This is a genomic window from Guyparkeria sp., assembly GCF_041687595.1.
Lineage (GTDB): Bacteria > Pseudomonadota > Gammaproteobacteria > Halothiobacillales > Halothiobacillaceae > Guyparkeria.
Window position 1 is genome coordinate 1 of record NZ_JAWLBP010000007.1, and the last position, 23,356, is coordinate 23,356.

General features: G+C 67.3%; 12 protein-coding genes and 1 pseudogene. 3 read left to right on the forward strand and 10 right to left on the reverse strand.

Annotation, left to right across the window (positions count from 1 at the left end; genetic code table 11):
- Together ACESL5_RS02345 and ACESL5_RS02350 are read right to left on the reverse strand one after the other, a co-directional pair.
- Positions 1 to 221 (reverse strand): annotated as a pseudogene (locus ACESL5_RS02345) (ribonucleotide-diphosphate reductase subunit beta); the annotation flags it as partial.
- Between the two features lie 106 nt (positions 222 to 327).
- Entirely contained in the window at positions 328 to 3,198 is a 2,871-nt protein-coding gene (locus ACESL5_RS02350; protein ID WP_372591175.1) for a ribonucleoside-diphosphate reductase subunit alpha, read from the reverse strand.
- Positions 3,199 to 3,897: 699 nt separating this feature from the next.
- Between ACESL5_RS02350 and ACESL5_RS02355 the strand changes: the two genes are divergently transcribed.
- The 3 genes from ACESL5_RS02355 to ACESL5_RS02365 are packed head-to-tail and all read left to right on the forward strand — an operon-like array spanning position 3,898 to position 7,511.
- Positions 3,898 to 4,905: an NAD-dependent epimerase gene (locus ACESL5_RS02355; protein ID WP_372591176.1), complete on the forward strand. Its 1,008-nt coding sequence runs from the start codon at positions 3,898 to 3,900 to the stop codon at positions 4,903 to 4,905.
- Positions 4,906 to 4,939: 34 nt separating this feature from the next.
- On the forward strand, positions 4,940 to 6,799 hold the full coding sequence (locus ACESL5_RS02360; RefSeq protein ID WP_372591177.1) for a DUF294 nucleotidyltransferase-like domain-containing protein: 1,860 nt from the start codon (positions 4,940 to 4,942) through the stop codon (positions 6,797 to 6,799).
- Position 6,800: 1 nt separating this feature from the next.
- Positions 6,801 to 7,511, forward strand: coding sequence for an exonuclease domain-containing protein (locus tag ACESL5_RS02365; RefSeq protein ID WP_372591178.1), 711 nt, complete (start codon positions 6,801 to 6,803; stop codon positions 7,509 to 7,511).
- A 41-nt stretch (positions 7,512 to 7,552) separates the two neighbouring features.
- Here the strand turns inward: ACESL5_RS02365 and ACESL5_RS02370 are convergent, their stop codons facing one another.
- From ACESL5_RS02370 to glgA, 8 genes are all read right to left on the reverse strand, one after another.
- Positions 7,553 to 10,690, reverse strand: a complete 3,138-nt coding sequence (locus tag ACESL5_RS02370) for an efflux RND transporter permease subunit (protein ID WP_372591179.1) — start codon at positions 10,688 to 10,690, stop codon at positions 7,553 to 7,555.
- Complete coding sequence (locus ACESL5_RS02375) at positions 10,687 to 11,982, reverse strand: efflux RND transporter periplasmic adaptor subunit (RefSeq protein WP_372591180.1); 1,296 nt, start codon at positions 11,980 to 11,982, stop codon at positions 10,687 to 10,689. The genes ACESL5_RS02370 and ACESL5_RS02375 overlap by 4 nt, the downstream gene beginning before the upstream one ends.
- 133 nt (positions 11,983 to 12,115) lie before the next feature.
- Positions 12,116 to 14,140, reverse strand: coding sequence for a UvrD-helicase domain-containing protein (locus ACESL5_RS02380; RefSeq protein WP_372591181.1), 2,025 nt, complete (start codon positions 14,138 to 14,140; stop codon positions 12,116 to 12,118).
- Positions 14,128 to 15,051, reverse strand: coding sequence for a DMT family transporter (locus tag ACESL5_RS02385; protein ID WP_372591182.1), 924 nt, complete (start codon positions 15,049 to 15,051; stop codon positions 14,128 to 14,130). The genes ACESL5_RS02380 and ACESL5_RS02385 overlap by 13 nt, the downstream gene beginning before the upstream one ends.
- A gap of 1 nt (position 15,052) precedes the next feature.
- Positions 15,053 to 18,976: a phosphoribosylformylglycinamidine synthase gene (gene purL, locus ACESL5_RS02390; protein ID WP_372591183.1), complete on the reverse strand. Its 3,924-nt coding sequence runs from the start codon at positions 18,974 to 18,976 to the stop codon at positions 15,053 to 15,055.
- A 167-nt stretch (positions 18,977 to 19,143) separates the two neighbouring features.
- Positions 19,144 to 19,542: a PilZ domain-containing protein gene (locus ACESL5_RS02395; RefSeq protein ID WP_372591184.1), complete on the reverse strand. Its 399-nt coding sequence runs from the start codon at positions 19,540 to 19,542 to the stop codon at positions 19,144 to 19,146.
- Positions 19,532 to 21,787, reverse strand: a complete 2,256-nt coding sequence (locus tag ACESL5_RS02400) for a DUF1631 family protein (protein WP_372591185.1) — start codon at positions 21,785 to 21,787, stop codon at positions 19,532 to 19,534. The genes ACESL5_RS02395 and ACESL5_RS02400 overlap by 11 nt, the downstream gene beginning before the upstream one ends.
- A 19-nt stretch (positions 21,788 to 21,806) precedes the next feature.
- A complete protein-coding gene (glgA, locus tag ACESL5_RS02405) occupies positions 21,807 to 23,246 on the reverse strand; it encodes a glycogen synthase GlgA (RefSeq protein WP_372591204.1) in 1,440 nt (479 codons plus the stop codon).
- Positions 23,247 to 23,356 lie beyond the last annotated feature (110 nt).

Sequence of the window (23,356 nt, forward strand, 5' to 3'; positions counted from 1 at the left end):
AGCTGGTTGACGTCGGCGGTGGCGTTGATGATGCGCTTTTCCGAGACGTCGACGCGCCCGGCGTTGGCGTCGATGCCACCCAGGCCGGTCTGGTCGGCGGCTTCGGCCGCGCCGGGCTCGAAGTGGTTCGCGTCGGCCGACTGGCCCTCGTCCCAGGACGTGGGCATGGCGGTGTTCTCGGTTTGCGTGTTCTTCTTCAGCGGGTCGTTCCAATCGAGCATGGTCTTCCTCCGTTCGATTCCGGCGCTTTCGCCGGGCTGGGCCGGGCAGGGTGGCTGCCCGGCTGCTGTCAGATGGTGTTCGGTCGTTCCGTCGTCCCGCGAGGCCTTACTGGCAGGCCTCGCACTCGGGGTCGTCGATCGAGCAGGCCTTGGGGCCGGCCGCGGCGGACGGGTCCGCCGAGACGCCGCGGAGCTTGCCGTCGAGCTTGTTCATGGTGGTCTTCTCCACCCGGGTCTTGGACGCGGCGCGCAGGTAGTAGGTGGTCTTGAGGCCACGGACCCAGGCGAGCTTGTACATGTTGTCGATCTTCGGGCCCGAGGGCTCGGCCATGTACAGGTTCAGGGACTGGGCCTGGTCGATCCACTTCTGGCGGCGCGAGCCGGCCTCGATCAGCCAGCGCGGGTCGATCTCGAAGGCGGTGGCGTAGAGCGTCTTGATCGAGTCGGGCACGCGGTCGATCTGCTGCACCGAGCCGTCGAAGTACTTGAGGTCGTTGACCATGACCTCGTCCCAGAGCCCCAGGTCCTTCAGGTCGCGCACCAGGTACGGGTTGACCACGGTGAACTCGCCCGAGAGGTTGGACTTGACGAACAGGTTCTCGAAGGTCGGCTCGATCGACTGGGAGACGCCGCAGATGTTCGAGATGGTCGCGGTCGGGGCGATGGCCATGGTGTTGGAATTGCGCATGCCGTGCTCGCGGACCTTCTCGCGCAGGGCGTCCCAGTCCATGGTCTGCTCGCGGTTCATGTCCAGGTAGTCGCCGCGCGACTCGGCCAGCAGCTCGATGGAGTCGATCGGCAGGATGCCGCGGCTCCACAGCGAGCCCTCGTAGCTCTCGTAGTGACCACGCTCGGCGGCGAGATCCGCGGAAGCGGAAATCGCGTGGTAGCTGACCATCTCCATGGAGCGGTCGGCGAAGGCCACGGCCTCCTCGGAGGAGTAGGGCAGCTTCTGCTTGTAGAGGGCATCCTGGAAGCCCATGATCCCGAGGCCTACCGGGCGGTGGCGCAGGTTGGAATTGCGCGCCTGCGGCACCGAGTAGTAGTTGTACTCGATCACGTTGTCGAGCATGCGCATGGCGGTCTTGATGGTGCGCTGGACCTTCTCCTCGTCGAGGCCGTTCTCGGTGACGTGCTGGGCGAGGTTGACCGAGCCGAGGTTGCACACGGCGATCTCGGAGTCGTTGGTGTGCAGGGTGATCTCGGTGCAGAGGTTCGAGCTGTGCACCACGCCGGCATGCTGGTTGGTGTAGCGCAGGTTGCAGGGGTCCTTGAACGCGATCCACGGGTGGCCGGTCTCGAACAGCATCGAGAGCATGCGGCGCCACAGGTTCACCGCAGGTATCCGGCGGAAGTTCTTGATTTCACCGCGTTCGGCCTTCGCCTCGTACTCGACGTACGCCTTCTCGAAGGCCTGGCCGGTCAGGTCGTGCAGGTCCGGCACGTCCGACGGCGAGAACAGGGTCCACTGGCCTTCCTCGGCCACCCGCTTCATGAACAGGTCCGGGATCCAGTTGGCGGTGTTCATGTCGTGGGTGCGGCGGCGGTCGTCGCCGGTGTTCTTGCGGAGATCCAGGAATTCCTCGATGTCCAGGTGCCAGGTCTCCAGGTACGCGCAGACCGCGCCCTTGCGCTTGCCGCCCTGGTTGACGGCCACGGCGGTGTCGTTGGCCACCTTGAGGAACGGCACCACGCCCTGCGACTTGCCGTTGGTGCCCTTGATGTGGCTGCCCAGCGCGCGGACGCGGGTCCAGTCGTTGCCCAGACCGCCGGCGAACTTGGAGAGCAGGGCGTTGTCGCGGATCGAGCCGTAGATGCCGTCCAGGTGGTCCGGCACCGTGGTCAGGTAGCAGGAGGACAGCTGCGGACGCAGGGTGCCGGAGTTGAACAGCGTCGGGGTGCTGCTCATGAAGTCGAACGACGACAGCAGGCGGTAGAACTCGATCGCCCGTGCCTCGCGCTCGACCTCGTTGATCGCCAGGCCCATGGCCACGCGCATGAAGAACGCCTGCGGCAGCTCGATGCGGGTGTCGTCGTAGTGCAGGAAGTAGCGGTCGTAGAGCGTCTGCAGCCCTAAGTAGGTGAACTGCAGGTCACGCTCGTGGTCCAGCGCCTGGCCCAGGGCGTCCAGGTCGTACTGCTGCAGGGTCGGGTCGAGCAGTTCGTGCTCGATGCCGACCTTGATGTATTCCTTGAAGTAGTCCGGGTAGATGTTTGCCATCTCGGACTGCGTGCAGGTCGTCACCGGGTTGTGCACGAAGCGCAGCGCCTCGGTGCGCATGGAATCGAGCAGCAGGCGGGCGGCGACCTGGGAGTAGGCCGGGTCGACCTCGATCAGGGTACGCGCGCTCATCACCAGCGCGGTGCTCACCTCGTGCTCGGCCACGCCGTCGTAGAGGTTGCGGATGGTCTCGTCGACGATGCGCCGGTTGTCGACGCTGGCCAGCCCGTGGCAGGCCTCGTCGACCAGGCGGGTCAGGCGCTCGGTGTCGAGCGGCTCCTGCGTGCCGTCATAGCGGGTGACGCGCAGTTCGCTGCGCGGGGCCTCGACCTGGGCGGCCGGCTGCTCGGCGGCACGCTTCTGCGCCTGCTGCTCGCGGTAGAGGACGTAGGCACGGGCGACCTTGTGGTGCCCTTCACGCATCAGCGCCAGCTCGACCTGGTCCTGGATGTCCTCGATGTGGACGGTGCCACCGCCGGGCATGCGGCGGTTGAGCACGCGATCGATGTTGTCGACCAGCGTCTCGACCGTCTCGTGCACGCGGGAAGAGGCGGCCGCGCCACCCCCTTCCACGGCCAGGAAGGCCTTGGTCATGGCCACCTTGATCTTGGACGGATCGTAGGCGGTCAGCTTGCCGTTGCGCCGGATGACGCGGATCTGGCCGGGAGTGGCGGCGGCCGTCTCGATGCTGTCGCCGGGCTGGCCGGACCGGGTGTCGTGGTAGGGAGTGGAGGTGGTCGTCTGTTCGGTGCTCATGCCGCAATCCGTCCTCTGTGGCAGTGGAAACGGTGGCGGTCGCCTCGGTGCTTGTCGGGCGTCCGCTTCCTGGTGTCTGGGTGTCTGTTCGTTCGCATTCGCGGCACCGACGGTGTGTCGGTCCTCTCGATCCGCCCGCGTCGTTCCCTTGTGGCTGACCGGGGTCGCTGTCGGCACGCCGGTCTCGGTCTCGGAACGGGGCGGAACCGGTCGTGGGATCGGGCCGCGAATCGATGGATAGATTGTGGTTCGTGAGGGGGGAAAGTCAACCGCAAAAATGGCGAAATATCACAACCCCATGTACGGTTCGTGCAATTCAGGCACAACATATTGTGGACAGCTGTGTGGGCGACCTGAGGGGAACAAGTGGATCCCGGGTTGAAATCCTGTGGATAAGATTCGGGACAACCGGTCCATGGTCAGTACTGGCGCGCCTCCCGGACCGATCGCGGGTCGGTCATAAGCGGAACGGGGATCGATCGAGAAAATTTTTCTTCTCCCAGCGCTGGTGGTCGAGGCCGTCGCGGCAACCGCCGGCCGGTTGGTTGCCCGGTTGGTTGCCTCGGCCGGCACAGGCATAATCACCCCGGACCGACGGTCGGGCTGGCTCGGAAGGCAATCGGGCCGGAAGGACTTCGCCGGGAAGCGAAGGGTCATCCCCGACGGTCGACCGTTCCCTTACACTGCCATGGAGCACTCATGCGGATTCTGGTTACCGGTGCCGCCGGTTTTATCGGTTCGGCGCTCGCCGCGCGGTTGCTGGCTCGGGGCGACACCGTCGTCGGGCTGGACAACCTGAACGACTACTACGACGTCAACCTCAAGAAGGCGCGTCTCGCCCGCCTGACCGGTCAGGACGGCTTTTCCTTCGAGCGGATGGACGTGGCCGACCGTGCCGGCATGGCCGATCTGTTCGAGCGCATCGGCGTCGACAGGGTGGTTCACCTGGCCGCCCAGGCCGGTGTCCGGTACTCGATCGAGAACCCGCATGCCTACGTCGACAGCAACCTCGTTGGCTTCACCAACATCCTCGAGGGCTGCCGGCACAACGGGGTCGAGCACCTGGTGTACGCGTCCTCGAGCTCGGTGTACGGGGCGAACAGCGAGATGCCGTTCTCGGTGCATCACAACGTCGACCATCCGCTGTCGCTGTACGCGGCCACCAAGAAGGCCAACGAGCTGATGGCGCACACCTACGCCTCGCTCTACGATCTGCCCACGACCGGCCTGCGCTTCTTCACCGTCTACGGTCCCTGGGGCCGGCCGGACATGGCCCTGTTCAAGTTCACCAAGAACATTCTCGAAGGCAAGCCGATCGACGTGTACAACTACGGGCGTCACCGGCGCGACTTCACCTACATCGACGACATCGTCGAAGGCGTGATCCGCACGCTGGACCACACCGCCACCGTCAATCCGGACTGGGATTCGGCCGCCCCCGACCCGGGCACCTCGCGGGCGCCCTGGCGTGTCTACAATATCGGCAGCCACCGGCCGATCGAGCTTCTGCGCTACATCGAGCTGATCGAGGAGGCCACCGGCCGCAAGGCCGAGCTCAACCTGCTGCCCATGCAGCCGGGCGACGTGCCCGATACCTACGCCGACGTCGAGGACCTGAAGAACGACGTGGGCTACGCGCCGGAAACCCCGGTCGAGGAAGGGGTGAAACGCTTCGTGGAGTGGTATCGCGACTACTACGCCCTCTGACCGGCCGACCACGCCTCACGGCAAGGAGCCCCACATGGCCGCGGAACTCTGGGAAATACGGGATTTCATCGCCGGGGTGACGGCGTTCGAGGGGCTGCCCGCCGAAGCGCTCGACAGCCTGCCGCCTCGGCTGACCGTGCGCTACCTGCGTCGGGGGCGCTCGTTTCCGCCCGGGGATGCCGGCCCAGGGCTCTGGGTGGTGCGCAGCGGCGCCGTCGTGGTCCACGATGCCGAGGGGGAACTGGTCGACAAGCTCGGGGAGGCGGACCTGTTTCTCGACGAGGGCGGGGCACAAGGGAATCGACGTACCGAGCTGATCGAGGACAGCCTGTTCTACTTCCTGCCGCGAGAGGCCTTCGAGCAGCTTCTCGGTGCCCATCCGTCGTTCGCCTGGCGATTCGAGCAGTCGCGACGCGAGCGGCTCGAGCACGCCCTCGAACGGCTGGCCGAGCAGCGTGGCCACGCCGACGTGCTGATGGCGACCACGGTCGATTCCCTGTTGCGCCGCGCCCCGGTCACCGCCGGGCCGGACAGTTCCATCCGTGAAGCGGCGGAGCGCATGACCGACGAGCAGGTGTCGTCCCTGCTGATCGTCGAGGACGGCCGGCTGGTGGGGCTGGTGACCGACCGGGACCTGCGCCGGCGCTGCATCGCCGATGGGCGTTCCACCAGCGATCCGGTCCGCTCCATCATGACCGGGGAGCTCGTCACCGTGGCGCCGGGCGCCCTGGCCTTCGAGGCCTCCCTGCTGTTCTCCCGCCATAACATCCACCACCTGCCGGTGGTCGATGCCGATGGGGATCTCGTCGGCATTCTCTCCACCTCGGACCTGCTGCGCCACCAGGGGACGCATGCCGTGCACCTCGTCCGTGACGCGCTCGCCGCCCCCGACTTGGAGGCCATCGCCCGGGTGGGTGCCCGCCTTCCGGATCTTCAGAGCCAGCTGGTGGCCATGGGGGCGGAGGCCGAGCCCCTGGGCGAGGCGATGGTCACCGTCACCGACGCGCTCACCCGCCGGCTGACCGAGCTGGCCGAGCGGCAACTGGGCCCCGCACCGGTGCCCTGGGCCTGGGCGGCGCTGGGCAGCCAGGGGCGCCGCGAGCAGACCGCCCACTCCGATCAGGACAGCGCGCTGATCATCGACGACGCCTTCGAGCCGGACCGCCACGGGGAGTGGTTCGGCGAACTGGCGCGCTTCGTGACCGACGGGCTTGCCGCGGCAGGGCTCGAGTACTGCCCCGGGGAGACCATGGCGGCGACCCCCGCCTGGCGCCAGCCGCTGTCGGGCTGGACGCGCACTTTCCGCGACTGGATCGAGCAGCCCGAGCCGCACTCGCTCATGCTGGCGACGAACTTCTTCGACATGCGGGTGGTCGCCGGCCGAGCGGAGTTGCTCGAGCGACTCTGGGCGGGCGTGCGTCCGCTGGCCGTCAACAACACCATCTTCCAGCGCCTGCTGGTCGGCAACGCCCTGGCGATCCACATGCCGCTGGGATTCTTCCGGCGACTGGTGGTGGTGGACGACGAGCGCCACGACGAACGGCTGGATATCAAGCGCTACGGGCTGTTGCCGATCGCCGACATCGCGCGCGTGCACGCCGTGCGGCTGGGGCTGGGCGAACTGCATACCGTGCGCCGACTGCAGGCGGCGGCCGCGGCCGGCGGGCTGTCGTCCGAGGCCGCGGCGGAACTGGAGGACGCCTGGCGTTTCTTCTACGTGCTGCGCGCTCGCCACCAGGCGGCCCAGGTCCGGCGGGGTGAAGCGATGGACAACCTGCTCGATCCCCGGGTCATCTCGGGACTGGAGCGCGACCACCTGCGTGACGCCTTCCGCGTGGTGGACGACCACCAGCGCTGGATGCGTCGCCATTTCGATATCAGCGGCTCGCGCTGACATGCTGTCGGCCTGGTTCCCGCACCGTTTGTGGCTTTCGTGGCGTCGCCGGCGGCTGCGGCGGCGGGCCCGCGACATCTCGCCGCTGACCCGGCTGCTGGACAGCCCGCTGCCGGACCTGTCGGTTCCCTGGGAAGGACTGGACTACGTGGTGCTGGACTTCGAGACCACCGGCCTCGACAGCCGAGAGGATCGACTGCTCAGCGTCGGCTGGGTGACGATGAAGGGGCCGACGATCGACCTCGGAACGGCGCATCACCAGGTGATCCGTCCCGACATGGAGATCCCGGAGGCCAGTGCCGTGATTCACTGCATCACGGATGACCACGCGGCCGAGGGGATTTCGGAGATCGAGGCACTGGAATCCCTGCTGAACGTCATGGCCGGCCGGGTCCTGGTCGCGCACAATGCCCGCTTCGAGCTGGCCTTTCTCAACGCCGCCTGCCGTCGCCATTTCGGCAGCGCGGTGGCCGTGCCGGTCATCGACACGCTTCACCTGGCTCGGCGCAGTTTCGAGCGGCGTCATCTCGCGCACGGTCCCGGCGAGCTGCGTCTCGACAGCCTGCGCCAGCGTTACCACCTGCCTCGCTACCACGCCCACCACGCGCTGGTCGACGCGCTCGGGACGGCCGAGCTGTTCTCGGCGCTGTGCCAGGATCGTGCGGGGCCGGGCGAGCGGCTGCCGGCCAGCCGGCTACTGAAAGCGCTTTAAGCCTGCCGCGGCGCCCGCGCCACGCGCGGGTCGAGCTTCGATCACGCCGGCTGGTCCTGTCGCGTCGATCCGGGGGCGACCTGCTCGCGGAGCGATTCGCGCAGGGAGAGCAGGGCGGGGATGACCAGCAGCACCAGCAGGGTGGAATAGCCCAGGCCGAAGGCGATCGAGGTCGCCATGGGGATCAGGAACTGCGCCTGCAGCGAGGTCTCGAACAGCAGCGGGGTCAGCCCGCCGATGGTGGTCAGCGAGGTGAGCAGCACGGCGCGCAGGCGGCGGGTGGCGGCTTCCTCTAGGGCGTCGGTCACCGACAGGCCGGCCCGGCGCTGCTCGTTGTAGAAGGCGACCAGGATGATGGCGTTGTTGACCACGATCCCCGCCAGGCCGAACAGGCCGAACATCGACAGGATGGTCAGGTCGAGATTCATCACCCAGTGACCGAAGATCGCGCCGACCAGGCCGAAGGGAATGATCATCATCACGATGAAGGGCGTGGTCCAGGCGGCGAACACCCACACCAGCACGATGTACATCAGCACCAGCCCGAGATAGAGCCCGAACTTCATGTCGGCCATGGTCTCGCGCTGGTCGGCCTGCTTGCCTTCGAAGGTATAGCTGACCTGGTAGTCGGCCATGAGCTCGGGTAGGGCGTCGCGCTCGAGCGACTCGACCAGGTTGTCCGCGGAGGTCAGGCGGTTGTCGATGTCCACCATGACCTCGACGGCCCGCTCGGCCGCGGCGTGTCGGATGGCCTCGAAGCCGCGGCGGGCGTCGAAGTCGACCACCTGGCCAAGGGGAACGAAGGCCCCCTCGGGCGTGCGCACCTGGATCTCGCCGAGCACGGAGAGGCGATCGCGCTCGTGCTCCGGCAGCAGGACCCGCACCTCGATCTCGTCGCGCCCCGACTGGAAGATCTGCACCAGCTCGCCGTCGAAGGCCGCCCGCAACTGCCGGCCGATGTCCACCGTGTTCAGGCCCAGTGATTCGCCGCGGCTATTGAGCGAGTAGGTGATCTGCTCCCGCCCGTAGGGCAGGTCGTCGCTGACGTCGAGCACGCCGGTGACGCCCGCGAGCGTGTTGCTCAGGTCCATGGCCGCCCGCTTGAGATTGTCGGCCGAGCCGCCGGTGAGACGGACGGTCAGGTCCGAGCCCGGCGGCCCCCCTTCGCGCGCGGTCACCGAGAAGCTCTCCAGCCCGGTCGGCAGTGGCGTGTTCTCCTTCCAGCGGGCGATGAAATCCTCGTTGCGCACGTCCCGGTCGTCCGGGGCGACCAGTTCGATCAGCATCGAGCCGAGCTGGTCCCCCGTGGTGCCGGACTGGGCGCCCGTCGTCGCGCCGGAACGGCGGACGGCGTGGGCGATCAGGTTGCCGCCCAGCTCGCTTTCGGTCCGATCGAGGCTCTCGGCCATTTCGTCCAGGAACGTATCCACCCGGGACCGGTCGGTGCCGGCGACGAAGGTGGCATTGGCGTAGAGGATGGTCGGTTCGGGCGTCGGGAAGAACGTGAAGCCGATCCGCCCGCCGGCGATCAGACCGACGGCGAGCAGGATGGTGGCCACCGCCGTGCCCAGGGTCACGCCACGATAGGTGATGGCGAACCGGACGATGTTGCGGAACGGCCTCTGGCGGAAGGCCTCGAAGCCGCGATCGAAACGTCGTTTCACCGCGCCGATGCGCCAGAGCAGGGTCTGCCACCGTGACTGCCCGCTCTGGACGAAGGCGCGCCGGAGGTGTCCGGGCAGCACGAGAAAGCTTTCCACCAGCGAGGCGATGATCACGCAGATCATCACCACCGGGATGTCGTAGAGAATCTTGCCGATGGTGCCGCCCACGGCCAGCAGCGGCATGAACGCGGCCACGGTGGTGGCCGAGGAGGCGACCACCGGCCAGAACATGCGGTGGGCCGCTCCTTCCGAGGCGAGCAGGGGCTTTTCCCCCTGTCGGAAGTGGGCATCGGCGTCCTCGCCGACCACGATGGCGTCGTCGACGATCACCCCCAGGGCCATGATCAGGGCGAAAAGCGAGATCATGTTGATGCTGCCCCCGATCAGCCACAGCACGGCCAGCGCGGCGAGGAAGGCCGACGGAATGCCCACGGCCACCCAGAAGGCGACCCGGGCGGGCAGGAACAGGTAGAGCAGCACCAGTACCAGCAGCAGGCCGCCGGCCCCGTTGTAGACGAGCAGATTGATGCGGTCGCGGATGAGTTGCCATGACTGGTCGTAGACGGTGATCGACAGCGAGTCCGGCAACGCCGGGCGCACGTCTTCCAGCCACTGTTGCAGGGCGCGTGCCGAGTCGAGCGAGTCGCCCTGCTCGGAGCGCTGCAGTTCCAGTTCGACGGCCGGCAGGCCCTCGTAGGTCAGCGTCGTCTGGTGGCGACGGTCCTCGCGCTGGATGTCGGCGATCTCGCCCAGCCCTATCCGGGTCTGTTCGTCCTGGATCAGCGGCAGGTCGGCAAAGGCCTGCGGGTCACGAGCCTGCTCGACCGCGCGCAGTTCCCGCCCGCCGTCCAGGTCGCCGAATTGCCCCGCCGGGAGATCGCGGGACTGCGAGTTGACGACGTCGGCGATCTGGTCGAGCGAGAGTCGGTTCTCGTAGAGCGCGTCGGTAGACACGTGGATGCCGATCTGCTGCTCGGGCAGGCCGTTGACGTTGACGCGGTCGACCCCGTAGCTCAAAAGGTCGCGTTCGAAGCGGTCCACCCATTCGCGCAGGTCATCCCGGTGCACGTCGCCGTAGAGGACGACGCGGGCGATCGGGTCGAACCGGGGGATGCGGTTGACCTGGGGTTTTTCCGCATCCGCGGGGAAGTTGCGGAAGGTGTCTACCTCGTTGCGCACGTCGTCCAGTGCCAGTACCGGGTCGGTGCCTTCGCGGAACTCGATGGTGATCGTGGAAACGCCCTGGGCCGAGGTCGAGGTGATCTCCTTGAGGTTCTCGATCGAGCGCAGACGCTGTTCGAGCGGGTCGGTGATGCCGCGCTCCACGTCCTCCGCCGACGCGCCCGACCACACCACGGAGACGTTGACCACGTCGAGGGCGAAGTTGGGGAAGAACTGGACGTTCATGCGCGAGATGGCGAACAGGCCGCTGACGATCATCAGCAGCATGATCACGTGCGCGGCCACCCGGTGGCGCGCGAAGCGCCCGAGGATGCTGACGTTGCCGTCGCTCATGAATCGTCTCGATCCGCCGCGTCGTCCCTGGCCTCGACCCGCAGCCCGTCGATGGCGTTGGGCAGGTGCGTGGTCGCGATCCGGTCACCGGGGCGCAGGTCCGGCGACTCGACCAGCACCCAGCGGCCTTCGCCGGAGCCCTGGTGATCGCCCAGCACCGAGACCTCGACCCGCTCGAGTCGGCCGTCGACGACGCGGTAGACGCGACTGTTGCCGTAAAGCGCGCTGTAGGGCACCGGGACGCTTTCGCCCCTTGCCGGACGGACGACGTCGAGGCGCAGTACGTCTCCCAGGCGCAGGGAGGCAGGAGACGCATCGAAGGTGAAGATGGCGGTGAGACCCTCTCCGCTGGCCTGGCCGGCGAACCGTTCCAGCGTGAGATCGAGGGTCTGGCCGCCGTGACGGGCGCGGGCGGTGGTGGGTTCGTCGTCGGCGCGGCCGAGCAGTTCGTTGGCGTGGCGGGCCGGGATCGTCGCTCGCAGCTCCAGAGAGTCGAGCGAGTAGATCTCGACCACGTCGGTGTTGGCGGCCACCTGGTCGCCGGCCGTGGCGGTCACGCTGCCGACGATGCCGTCGAAGGGCGCGGTGGCGGTGGCGCGCTCGAGGTCGCGCTCGGCGCGGGCCAGTTCCGCGGCGGCACTCTCGCGGCTGGCCTGCAGCGAGGCCAGCCGGGCCGGGAAGGTTTCGATGGCCTGTTCCCGGCTGTTGCGCGCGAGCTGCGCCTGGTTGAGCGCGTCCCGAGCGTTGTCGAGATCGCTGCTGGAGGCCAGATCCCGATCGGAAAGACTGCGGGTGCGTTCCAGCGTTCGTCGTGCATTCTCGACGATGGACCGTTCCATCTCCAGTGCGGCTCGGTCGAACTCGAGTCCCTGTCGTTCGCGCTCGATCTGGGCCTCGACGTCGGCGAGGGTGGCGCGGGCCGCTTGAACCGCCGGCTCGAAGTCGGCCGGGTCGAACGCCACGAGCAGCTCACCCTCTTTGACCGTCTGGCCGTCGCGCACCGGGAGACGCTCGATACGGGCCGTGGCGGGGGCACTGACCTGCAGGCGGTCCGGCGAGGTGATCTGGCCATGGAGCAGCAGGCGAGGATGGTGCCGGCCGGGTGCCACGTCGATGACGTCGACCTGCCAGACGCGCTCTTCGGGCGTGGCCGGAGGGGGTGTCGGGCGGCTGGACTTCAGATACTGAAACGCGACAACGCCGGCGGCCACGATCAGGATCGGGACCACCCATCCGGCCGTCGTTCGCGCCCATCCCCGGGATCCTGAAGATTGATCGTTTTCCTCGGTCATCGGTGCCGTGCCATCCCGTTGTTGCACCCCGGGCAAGGGGGCTTGCGTCGGAAGTTATGCCTCATCAGCGCATTTTGTGACGGAAGCTGAGCATAGCAGATCCGTTAGCTGCCAAACGAACCTGCGCATCACCCTAGCGTGATCCCAGCATGGCGCGGATCGTCGCCATGGCTTCCTGGGCCGTCGCGCGCGTTTCCTCTTCGCTCTTTTTTACACCGATGCCTTCCCAGCGCAACAGTTGCGGTTCGATCTCCTCGAGGAACCGGCTGGGCGTGATGTCGCGCCACTGGCCATAGCGTCGGCGACGGCGGGTGAGGGTGAAGGTGAGGCTGCGCTGGGCGCGGGTGATGCCGACGAAGCAGAGGCGTCGCTCTTCGGCCAGGCGGTCGTCTTCCTGGCAGTCCTGGTGCGGCAGGAGATCTTCCTCCATGCCGGTGAGGTAGACGTGCGGAAACTCCAGCCCCTTGGCCGCGTGCAGGGTGAGCAGTCGCACCGCGTCGTCGTTCTGGTCCCGGGTCTTCTGCTCCAGGATGCCCAGCAGGCTCATCTTCTGCACCAGCTCGGCCAGTGAAAGCGACTTGCCGGTCTCGGCGTCCTCGGCGATTCGCTCGGTCCACTCGAGCCAGTCCTGCAGGTTCTCCCAGCGTCGCTCGGCGGCACGCGCGCTGCTTTCCTGCTCGCGAAGGTAGCCGAAGTAGTCGATCTCCTCGAGCAGGCGCCGCATGGCATCGACCGCCGGCTCGGAGGCCATGCGTTGCCGTGTGGCTTCCAGCCAGTCGAGAAACTGGTCGAGCTGGTGGCGTACCCGCGGGTCGATCCGCTGTTCGGCGGCCACGGAGCGGGCCGCGGCCGCGAGGTGCATGTCCCGGTCGCGGGCGATCTCGCCGAGCCGTTCGAGGGTGGTCGGCCCGATGCCTCGCCTCGGGGTGTTGATGATCCGCAGCAGCGCGGCGTCGTCCGAGGGGTTGGCCAGCAGGCGCAGGTAGGCCATGGCGTCCTTGACCTCGGCACGTTCGAAGAACGACTGGCCGCCGGTCAGCACGTAGGGGATCGAGAGCTTGCGTAGTTGCTGCTCGATCAGCCGGGCCTGGTGGTTGCCCCGGAACAGGATGGCGAAGTAGCGGTAGGCCGAACCGTCCTTGAAGTGGCGGTGCAGGATGTCGGTGGCGATGCGCTCGGCCTCGTCCTCGGCCGTGTCGCAGACCAGCACGCGGTGCGATTCGCCGGCTCCCACCGCGCTCCAGAGATTCTTGGGCTGCGTGGTCGGGTCGTGGGCGATCAGCTGATTGGCCGCATCGAGCACGGTGGCCACCGAACGGTAGTTCTGCTCGAGCTTGATGGTCTCCAGCCGCGGAAAGTCGCGCTTGAGGTGTTGCAGGTTCTCGGGCCTGGCCCCGCGCCAGGCGTAGATCGACTGGTGGTCGTCGCCCACGGCGGTCAGTCGACCGACCGGACCGACCAGCAGGCGCACGAGCTCGTACTGGCTGGCGTTGGTGTCCTGGTATTCGTCGACCAGCAGGTAGCGGACTCGCCGCTGCCAGCGCTCGCGAGCCTCGGGATCGTCCCTCAGCAGTTCCACTGGCCGCTTGATCAGGTCGTCGAAATCCAGGGCGTTGCAGGCAGCCAGTTGCCGGCTGTAGTCGGCGTACAGGCTGGCGCAGGCGGCCTCGACGGGGTCGTCGCCGGCCGCCTCGGCGGCGGTTTGCGGAGTGGCCAGGTCGTTCTTCCACTGCGATATGCGCCCCTGTGCCTCCTTGGGCTCGAGCAGGCCGGCGGCCTGTTCGTTCAGTTGCAGCAGCGACTTGATCAGGTTGAGGCTGTCTTCGGCGTCGAGCACGGTAAATCCGGGCCGCAAGCCGAGGGTGCGCGTCTCGCGCCGGATCAGGTTCAGTCCCAGCGTGTGGAAGGTGGAGATGTTCAACCCCCGGCGACGCTCGGAGGGCAGACGCTGACCGATCCGTTCGCCCATCTCCCGGGCGGCCTTGTTGGTGAACGTGACCGCCCAGATGCCCCGCGGAGGCAGGTCCCGGTCCTCGATCAGGTGCACGATCTTTTCCACGATCACGCGCGTCTTGCCGGAACCGGCGCCGGCCAGCACCAGCAGCGGCGTGTCGTAGTGGCGAACCGCGGCCTGTTGCTGGGGATTCAGCCCTTGCATGGTGCGGCAAGCTCGGGTTGGCGACGGTGGGCGCTGGCTGCCTCGAGCAACGCGGCACTGAGGATCAGGGCGCCGCCAATCCAGATGTTCAGCCCGTGGACGCGGTCGCCGAGCCAGGCGGCCGAGGCCACGGCGACAAGCAGTTCCAGCGTCATCAGGATCGCGGTGCGCGAGGCGGGCAGTCGCTCGACGGCATACTGCGTGGCCAGTACGGCCGCGAGCAGCATGGTCACGCCGTAGAGCGCGCTGCTACCTACTGCCTCCAGGGTGGGAACGACACCGAACTCGCTTGAGAACAGCCAGGCGACCAGGCCGAGCAGCACGGTCGAGCCCTGCATCAGGGTCAGCTTGATCGGGATGGGCTGCTCGGCGAGGAAGCGGAACAGGGTGTTGGCGGCGGCCAGCGAGAACCCGGCGATCAGCGCGAACCAGTCGGCCGCGAGCAGCCCGTCGCCGAAGTCGGGCCCCAGGATCAGGAAGGCACCGGCGATGGCGCTGATCACCGCGGCGATCCGGCCCGGCGAGAGCGGCTCCTTGAGGAACAGCCGACCGAAGAGCACCCCCCAGGCGGGGATCAGGAAGAAGAGCATCATCGAACGGACGACGTCGCCGTAGACCATGGCCATGGTGAATCCGACACCGGAGACACCGGCTGCGAAGGCAAGGAGCCCGAGCCATTCCCAGTTCAGCCGCGAGATGGCCGGTCGATGCGGATCCGTCCAGGCGCGCCAGGCGAACGGGGCGACCACCAGCCACTGCGCGGCGTAGGCGACCACCGAGAGCAGGATGGGGCCGATGCCGAGTTCGGCGGCGTACTTGAGCCAGATCCAGGTCAGCCCCCACAGCGTGGAGCCCGACATCAGGATCAGGCTGGGCGGGACGCGCTCACCGAAACCGACCCCTGGACCCACGTCAGCCGTCGACCCAGACTCGCGCGTTCTCGAACAGGCGCAGCCACGGGCCGCGATCGGTCTCCGGGTCCTGCATGGCATCCGACCAGCGTGCCGGCTTCCACGAGAACTGGCTGGCGCGCCAGACCCGCTCCGGGTGCGGCATCATGATGGTGAAGCGTCCGTCCTCGGTGGTGAAGCCGGTCTCGCCCGCGGCCGACCCGTTCGGGTTGGCCGGGTACGTTTCCGTGGCGATGCCGTGTCCGTCGACGTAGCGCAGCGCGGTGAAGGCCTGCTCGGCATCCTCGGGCCGGCGGTAGGCCACCCGGCCCTCGCCGTGGGCCACGGTGATCGGCAGGCGGCTGCCGGCCATGCCGGCGAGCAGGATCGAGGGCGACTGCGGGATTTCCACCAGCGACAGGCGGGCCTCGAACTGCTCGGAGCGATTGCGCAGGAAACGCGGCCAGTGCTCGGCACCCGGGATCATGTCGGCGAGTTGCGAGAACATCTGGCAACCGTTGCACACGCCCAGGCCGAAGGTGTCCTTGCGCTCGAAGAAGGCGTTGAACGCGTCACTGGCCCGCGAGTTGTAGCGGATGGCGTGCGCCCAGCCGGAACCGGCACCCAGCACGTCACCGAAGGAGAAGCCGCCGCAGGCGACCAGCCCCTTCATGTCGGCGAGATCGTGCCGCCCGGCGATCAGGTCGGCCATGTGGACGTCCACCGCGTCGAAGCCGGCGGCGGTGAAGGCCGCGGCCATCTCGACCTCGCCGTTGACGCCCTGTTCGCGCAGGATCGCGATCCGCGGCCGTTCGCCCCGGCTGATCATCGGCGCGGCGACGGGCTCGCTGACGTCGAAGGTGGCCTTCGTGCCGGCCAGTTGCGGGTCCGAGAAGTCGGTAGTCGCGCGGTAGGCTTCCTCGGCCGTCGCGGGGTTGTCCCGCAGGGCGCTCATGTGGAAGCTCGTCGACGACCAGATGCCCTTGAGTTCGGCCAGGTCACGGTCGACAACCGTCTTGCCACGCCACTGGACGTGAACGCGCGGCGTTTCCACCGCCTCGCCGAGGTCGATCACAGCCTCACCCAGGCCCGCCTTCTCGAACTGTTCGCGCACGAAGTCCGCGTCGTCGCCCTCGACCTGTATGACGGCGCCGGCTTCCTCGGCGAACAGCCCGGCGAGCGGATCGCCGCCAAGGTCGTCGATGGAAAGCTCCAGCCCGCAGCGACCGACGAAGGCCATTTCCAGCAGCGTGACGATGGCACCGCCGTCGCTGCGATCGTGGTAGGCGATCAGGTGACCCAGTCGGTTGAGCTCCTGGATCGTGTCGAAGAACGCTTTCAGCGGGGCCGGCGCGATGTCAGGCACCTTTGTGCCGGTCGCGCTGAAGACCTGGGCGAGTGCCGAGCCGCCGAGCCGGTTGCGCCCTTCGCCCAGATCGACGAGGAAGAGCCGATTCGGTCGGTCGGCGCGGATCTCCGGCGTGAGGGTACGACGCACGTCGCTGACCGGGGCGAACCCGGTGACCACCAGCGACACGGGCGAGACGACGGCCTTCTCGGTGCCGGCATCGCTCCAGCGCGTCTTCATGGAGAGCGAGTCCTTGCCGACCGGGATGCTGATGCCCAGATCCGGGCAGAAATCCATGCCCACGGTGCGGACCGTGTCGTAGAGGCGGGCGTCCTCGCCGTCGTGGCCGCAGGCGGCCATCCAGTTCGCCGACAGCTTGATGCGATCGGTCGACCCGATCGGCGTGCCGGCGAGGTTGGTGACCACCTCGGCCACCGCCAGCCGGGCCGAGGCGGGTGCGTCGAGCAGGGCGACCGGGGCGCGCTCGCCCATGGCCATGGCCTCGCCGTGATGGTGGTAGAAGTCGGTCGAGGTGACCGCGCTGTCGGCCACCGGCACCTGGGCCGGCCCGACCATCTGGTCGCGCGCCACCAGCCCGCCCACGGAGCGGTCGCCGATGGTGATCAAGAAGCTCTTGTCGCCGACGCCCGGCAGGGCGAGCACCCGCTCGAGGGCTGCCTCGACCTCGATGCCGTCGGTCTCGAGCGCCACCGAGGTGCCGGGAACGCGCTTGACGTCCCGGTGCATCTTCGGCGGGTGGCCGAACAGGGTCTGCATGGGCAGATTGACGGGATCGTTGCCGAAGTGCGGATCCTCGACACGCAGGTGCTGCTCGGCCGTGGCGGTCCCCACCACCGCGAACGGGGCGCGCTCGCGATCGCAGATCGCCTGGAAGCGGGGCAGGTCGTCGGGCTGGATCGCCAACACGTAGCGTTCCTGGGATTCGTTGCACCAGATCGCCAGCGGGGACATGCCCGGCTCGTCATTGGGCACCTTGCGCAGGTCGAAGTGGCCGCCCATGCCGGCGTCGTTGATCAGCTCGGGCAAGGCATTGGACAGACCGCCGGCGCCCACGTCGTGGGCGGAAACGATCGGGTTGGTGTCACCCAGCGCGATGCAGCGGTCGATGACTTCCTGGACGCGGCGCTCCATTTCCGGGTTGGCCCGCTGCACGGAGGCGAAATCGAGTTCGGCGCTGCCGGTGCCGGAGGCCTGCGACGAGGCTGCACCGCCGCCCAGTCCGATCTGCATGGCCGGCCCGCCCAGCACGATCAGCAGGTGACCGGGGGCGATGGGTTCCTTCTCGATCAGACCGGGGCGGATGACGCCGACGCCGCCGGCGATCATGATGGGCTTGTGGTAGCCCCAGACCGTGCGCTGCTCACCCTCGCCGGTGCCCGTCTCGATCTCTAGCGTGCGGAAGTACCCCCCAAGGGCCGGGCGGCCGAACTCGTTGTTGAACGCCGCCGCGCCGATCGGCCCCTCGAGCATGATCTCCAGCGGACTGACGATGCGGTCGGGGCGACCGAGATCCTCGGTGGGCTTCTCCCAGGGCTGCGGGGCGGCCGGGATGCGCAGGTTGGAGACCGAGAAACCGGTCAGGCCGGCCTTCGGCTTGCCGCCCCGGCCGGTGGCGCCCTCGTCGCGGATCTCGCCACCGGCCCCGGTGGCCGCGCCCGGATCGGGTGAGATGGCCGTCGGGTGGTTGTGGGTCTCGACCTTGGCGAGGAAGTCGATGCGCTCGTCGACCGTCTCGTAGTGACCGGTCTCCGGGTTGACCGAGAAGCGCCGCCCGTCGGCTCCCTGGAGGACCGCAGCGTTGTCCTTGTAGGCACTCAGCGTGCCCTCGGGGTTGCGCTTGTGGGTGTTGCGGATCATGGCGAACAGAGAGAGGTCGCGGTCCTCGCCGTCGATGGTCCAGTCCGCGTTGAATATCTTGTGTCGGCAGTGCTCTGAGTTCGCCTGGGCGAACATCATCAGCTCGACATCGGTCGGGTCACGCCCCAGATCGGCGTAGGCCTCGGCGAGATAGGCGATCTCGTCCTCGCTCAGGGCAAGGCCCATACGCGCGTTGGCCTCCGCGAGCGCCCGGCGACCGTCCGTGCCGAGCTCGACGTGCCCCAGCGGGGCGGGGGAGGCATGTTGAAACAGGGCTTGCAGCTGGGCTGGGTCCTGGTAGACGCTCTCGGTCATCCGATCGTGGAGTACCTCGAGCATGGCGGGTGTCCAGTCGAAGGCCCGGGTGTCGAGGTCCTTGCCGGTGACCGTGAACTCGATGCCACGCTCGATGCGGGCCACGGCGTCCAGACCACAGATATGGGCGATATCGGTCGCCTTGCTCGACCATGGCGAGATGGTGCCCGCCCGCGGTGCCACGATGATTGCAGGCCCGTCCTCCGGCCAGTCGGCCGCCGGCTCCCCGTAGTCGAGCAGTTCCTGCAGCCGCTCCTCGGCCAAGTCCGCGCCCGGCTTCTCGTCGACCAGGTGCACGAACCGGGCGTGGACCGCCTCGATCCCGGGATGATGCTCGCGCAGCAGGTCGGTGAGTTTGGCGAGACGGAACGGGGAGCGGGCAGCGTTGCCGGTAATGATTCGCATAGGTCGGTCGGGCGCTTTGCTTTGGTGACGGGTAGGGGTGGGGCCCACGCCGGACAGTGCTTTCAGACAGCGCCCGGGTGGCCGACACGGCAGGCGGGATTGTACAACAGCCGACCGGCAATTCCGCACCGGGCAGAGAGGGACTGCCCGCACTCGACCGGGGTGGCTCAGGCGAGAAAGAGTGCCCGCCAGTCGCGATTGTCGTTGGGCTGATCTTTATCCGCCGGATGGTTCGGCGGGAGCAGCTCGATGCCGAGCTGTGTCTGTCCGTCGTCCACCGGACCCTGCCAGGCTACCTCGCCTGCCAGGTAGAAGGGTTCGGTCATCTCGTCGAGGCGGGCGACGACGTCGACGCGCATCCCGATCTCGATCCGGCCAGCCCAGTCGGCGTTGCAGAACAGGTTGAGGCCGTTGGCGCTGATGTCCTCGATGCGACCACTGCCCACGGGCAGGTCCTCTCCCTGGATGCGCAGCAGGGCCATGCCGCTGTTGGTGAGCCTGGCGAAGTCCCGGCGATCCCGCGGATGCTCGTCCTGCCCGCCCTGGCGCGTTCTTCTAGTTGTCATTGCCTTGTTCCTCCAGCTGTTCGCGCAGCCGTTCCAGGGCCTGGGAGTAACGCGGGTTCTCGAAGACCGGGCGGGTACGGTCGTCAAGCAGGTCCTCGATCACCTGTGCCACGGGCAGCGTCAGCTTGATCTGTCCGGTGCGGTTGGCGAAGTTCAGGACACCGTTCTCCTCATCGAGGTTCAGCATCTTCAGACGGCGCAGCGCGCGGCCGGGACCGGTATGGACCTCGAACCACTCCTCGCCGCGAATCTGGTGCCGGAAAAACGCCTGGACCCCCTCCATCGAGGCCAGCACCAGACCGTCCTGCGGTATGCGGGATTCCGCGTCGGATGCCTCTTCGTCCGTTTCCCTCAGATCCTGCCCGGCGTCCGAGGACGCTGTGCCCTCCGCTTCGGGGAGTTCTCCCTCGTCCTCTTTCCCGGTTCTGGCGGCTGTCTTGTCGTTCGACTCCGGTTCGTCGGTGACCTCGGTTGTGTCGGCAGGCGTGTCCGCTGCCGCTTTCCCCGAGGTGTCGTTCACCGGCGAGTCCGTGTCGAAAACTGAAGCATTTTCCGTGCCGTCAGGTTCCACGATCGACTCGGTCGTATCGGCGTGGTCGTCATCGACGGGGGCATCCAACGCCGCCTTGCGCGGCGTCGGCATGGGGATCGCCTTTTCGGATTGGTGACGCAGATAGGCGACGAAGGTGTCGAGTACCTTGCGCTCCTTGTTCTGCAGCCCCTCGGTATAAGGCGCGTCGAACAGGGTGGCGATGCGGTCCTCCAGTGCGGTGACATCCTGCGGTTCGATGGTCGGATCCATCTGCAGGGTCAGTGCCTCCTCGAGCAGACCCACGACTCCGTTCCAGCCGGCGCTCTGTCGACCCTGGTTGATCATGGTCCGCACCATGAAGGGCGTGAAGAACTTCTCGAGCAACGTGTAGGTCGGTTTCTGAATCGGGAGGTCTTTCGTCTGGGCGGCCAGCATCTTCTCCACCCGGAGACGGCAGCGCTGCTCGACCTGGACGAGGCGGTTTCGGGCCGGGGCGACCTCGTTTTCCGCCACCTGCTCGGCCTTGCCGTGGGAGAAGTCGTGCAGTTGACGGGCTATGAGGTCCAGCTGGTCGGGGTTCTCCAGGATGGCTTCCTGAATGGGCCGAAGCAGCGCCTCGACGGGGCCGGTCTCCCGGTTGAGATCCGGGTCCGACCCCACCAGCGCGATCAGGTTGATGATGTGCCGCAACGGATGGTCGGCATCGGAGAAGAAATGTCGGTTGCCTGCGGCGAAATACAGCACGGCGAGCTGCAGTTCGGCCACGAGTCGCCGGTGGCGGGCATTGATGACCGGGTCGTTGAGCACGTCGCTGAGCGTGACGCCGACCAGGCGAATCAGCTCGCGGGTCTTCGGCAACCAGCTCGAGCGTGGGCGTGAGGGATCGACCTGGTCCATGACGAACAGCGTGAAGTCCTCGGCACGCCAGTCCGCGTCCCTCTGGAAGCGATACAGGTGCCGATCGTCCCCGTCCATGGTGGTGCGCACCATGGGCGCCAGGCGTTCGGTAAGTTCCTGGATCGAGGGACCGGGCTTGACGGTCTTGGGGGCGGCGGGCGTTGTCTTGGCAGGTTCGGCGGCAGGCCGGGCACGGGGCCGCGGCACGTCGGTGGATTCGTCACGCAGGCGCTTGATGCCGGGAAGCACGCCGGCATGGACCAGGTAGTCGTTCAGCACGGCGTAGACAGGGGCCAACGCGAAGAGAGTCCGCTCTGGCCAGCCCTCGATCAGTCGCGTCTTCAGCGATGAGGGGAAATCGCGAATGCTGCCGAGGAACACTCGGGTGATCGCCTCGAGGGTGTACAGGTCCGCCTGGGTCGCCTCGGGGTCATCGGAATGCAACTGGCGGATACGTGCCTCGAACTGGGTGTGCTCCGTGTCGCATAGCTCGTGTGCCCTGGCCAGGGCATCTTCCACGCGAACGCCCGACGCACGATCGCCGGTCAGGACATGCCATTCCCGGTCGAACTCGTCGGGGGGCTGAAGCAACCGCGCCTTGAAGTCCCGCAGAAAGGCGTCCTTGCGTGCGCGGTTGAATGCCACGGCCTGGAAGAGTTCGGCCCGCGTCTCGCCGTCCTGTTCGGCGGCTTCGTCAAAGAGCTCGCGCTCGACGTGGGCGAAAAGCCGTTTGATCCCTTCATCGAGGGGCGATTCCATCAGGCGCGCGAGTTCCCTGCGTGCCTCGACGGGTCGAGTCCGGTTTCGGTTCATCATTGCGTGTCAACGTTCCTTGTCAGCGCGTCGTGATTTCTTCGTAGAGCGAAAGGTAGGAGCGAGCACTGGCATCCCAGTCGTAGTGCTGCGCCATTGCCTGTCGGCGTACGGCGTCAAGCTCGTCGTCCCGATCGAAGAGGCGGATGAAGGCGTCGAATGCCCAGAGGATGGCATTCACGTCCAGGTGGTCCATGACGATGCCGGTGGCCGTGCCGTTTCGCAGCGTTTCCTGGCTTACCGGCGTGACGGTATCGGCCAGCCCGCCGACACTGTGCACGATCGGCACCGTGCCGTACTTGAGACTGTAGAGCTGGTTCAGGCCGCAGGGCTCGAAGCGGCTGGGCATGATGAAGGCGTCACCGCCGCCCTCGAGGCGATGCGCCAGACCCTCGTCGTAGCCGATGCGCACCGCGATGCGTTCCGGGTCCGCCTCGGCCCGGGCACGCAGTGCCTGTTCGAAACGGGTCTCGCCGCTGCCGAGGCAGGCGAACTGCACGTCGCGCTGGTCGAGCATGCTCAGTGCCTGGATCAGCAGGTCGGTTCCCTTCTGTTCCACCAGTCGACCGACGTGCACGATCAGCGGGACATCGTCGCGCACCGGGAGGCCAAGCTCCTTCTGCAAGGCCGCCTTGTTGACCGCCTTGCCGTCGAGGTCCTTGATGGAATAGGGCGTGTGCAGGGCGGGGTCGTGCGACGGATCCCAGTCGGACCCGATGCCGTTGAGGATGCCCACGAGCGCGTCGCGGCGATGCCGCAGCAGCCCGTCGAGTCCGTAGCCGAACGCCGGGGTCTGGATCTCCTGGGCGTAGTTCGGGCTGACGGTCGTGATCCGGTCGGCAAAGACGATACCGCCCTTGATGAACGACATGTTGCCCCAGAATTCCAATCCGTCCGGACGCCACAGGCTCCAGGGAAGCCCGAGCCTCTCGAAGGTGGAACGGTCGAACACGCCTTGGTAGGCCAGGTTGTGCAGCGTGAAGACCGTCTTGATGCTGTCGGCCTCGTGCAGAAGCGCCGGGATCAGGCCGGTCTGCCAGTCATTGGCGTGAACAACGTCCGGCTGCCAGTCCGCGTCGACCTCGGCCGTGGCCAGGGAAACGGCGGCGCGGGCGAACAGGGCGAAGCGATCCGGGTTGTCGTGCCAGGAATTGCCGTCGGGACCCATGTAGGGGTTGCCCTGACGCGCGGAAAAGGTCGGATGGTCGACGAGATACACCATCACCCCGCTGTCGGGCATGACGGTCTGCAGGATGTCGACCGGCTGGCCGAGGACATCGATCCGGGAAACGTGCTCGGTCGTCTGATCCTCCCGCAGGGCGAGATCGCCGTATCGCGGCAACACGATGCGGACGTCCACACCGAGTTCGATCAGGGCCGCGGGGAGCGCGCCGGACACGTCCGCCAGCCCCCCGGTCTTGATCAGGGGGTAGGCTTCACTGGTCGCGAACAGAACTGACAGCGACACGTCGGTATCTCCTCGTTGAGCTGGATGGGACCACAGCGGCGCAGTATCTCACGTTAGGCAAATTTGTGCCGACGAGTGTGCCCGTGTTTTGGCACATTTTGACA

Coding starts and splice junctions, on each gene's coding strand:
- ACESL5_RS02360 (WP_372591177.1), top strand. CDS start 4,940: ATGGCCGCGGAACTCTGGGAAATACGGGATTTCATCGCCGGGGTGACG.
- ACESL5_RS02400 (WP_372591185.1), bottom strand. CDS start 21,787: ATGATGAACCGAAACCGGACTCGACCCGTCGAGGCACGCAGGGAACTC.
- ACESL5_RS02350 (WP_372591175.1), bottom strand. CDS start 3,198: ATGAGCACCGAACAGACGACCACCTCCACTCCCTACCACGACACCCGG.
- ACESL5_RS02375 (WP_372591180.1), bottom strand. CDS start 11,982: ATGACCGAGGAAAACGATCAATCTTCAGGATCCCGGGGATGGGCGCGA.
- ACESL5_RS02370 (WP_372591179.1), bottom strand. CDS start 10,690: ATGAGCGACGGCAACGTCAGCATCCTCGGGCGCTTCGCGCGCCACCGG.
- ACESL5_RS02395 (WP_372591184.1), bottom strand. CDS start 19,542: ATGACAACTAGAAGAACGCGCCAGGGCGGGCAGGACGAGCATCCGCGG.
- ACESL5_RS02365 (WP_372591178.1), top strand. CDS start 6,801: ATGCTGTCGGCCTGGTTCCCGCACCGTTTGTGGCTTTCGTGGCGTCGC.
- ACESL5_RS02380 (WP_372591181.1), bottom strand. CDS start 14,140: ATGCAAGGGCTGAATCCCCAGCAACAGGCCGCGGTTCGCCACTACGAC.
- purL (WP_372591183.1), bottom strand. CDS start 18,976: ATGCGAATCATTACCGGCAACGCTGCCCGCTCCCCGTTCCGTCTCGCC.
- ACESL5_RS02355 (WP_372591176.1), top strand. CDS start 3,898: ATGCGGATTCTGGTTACCGGTGCCGCCGGTTTTATCGGTTCGGCGCTC.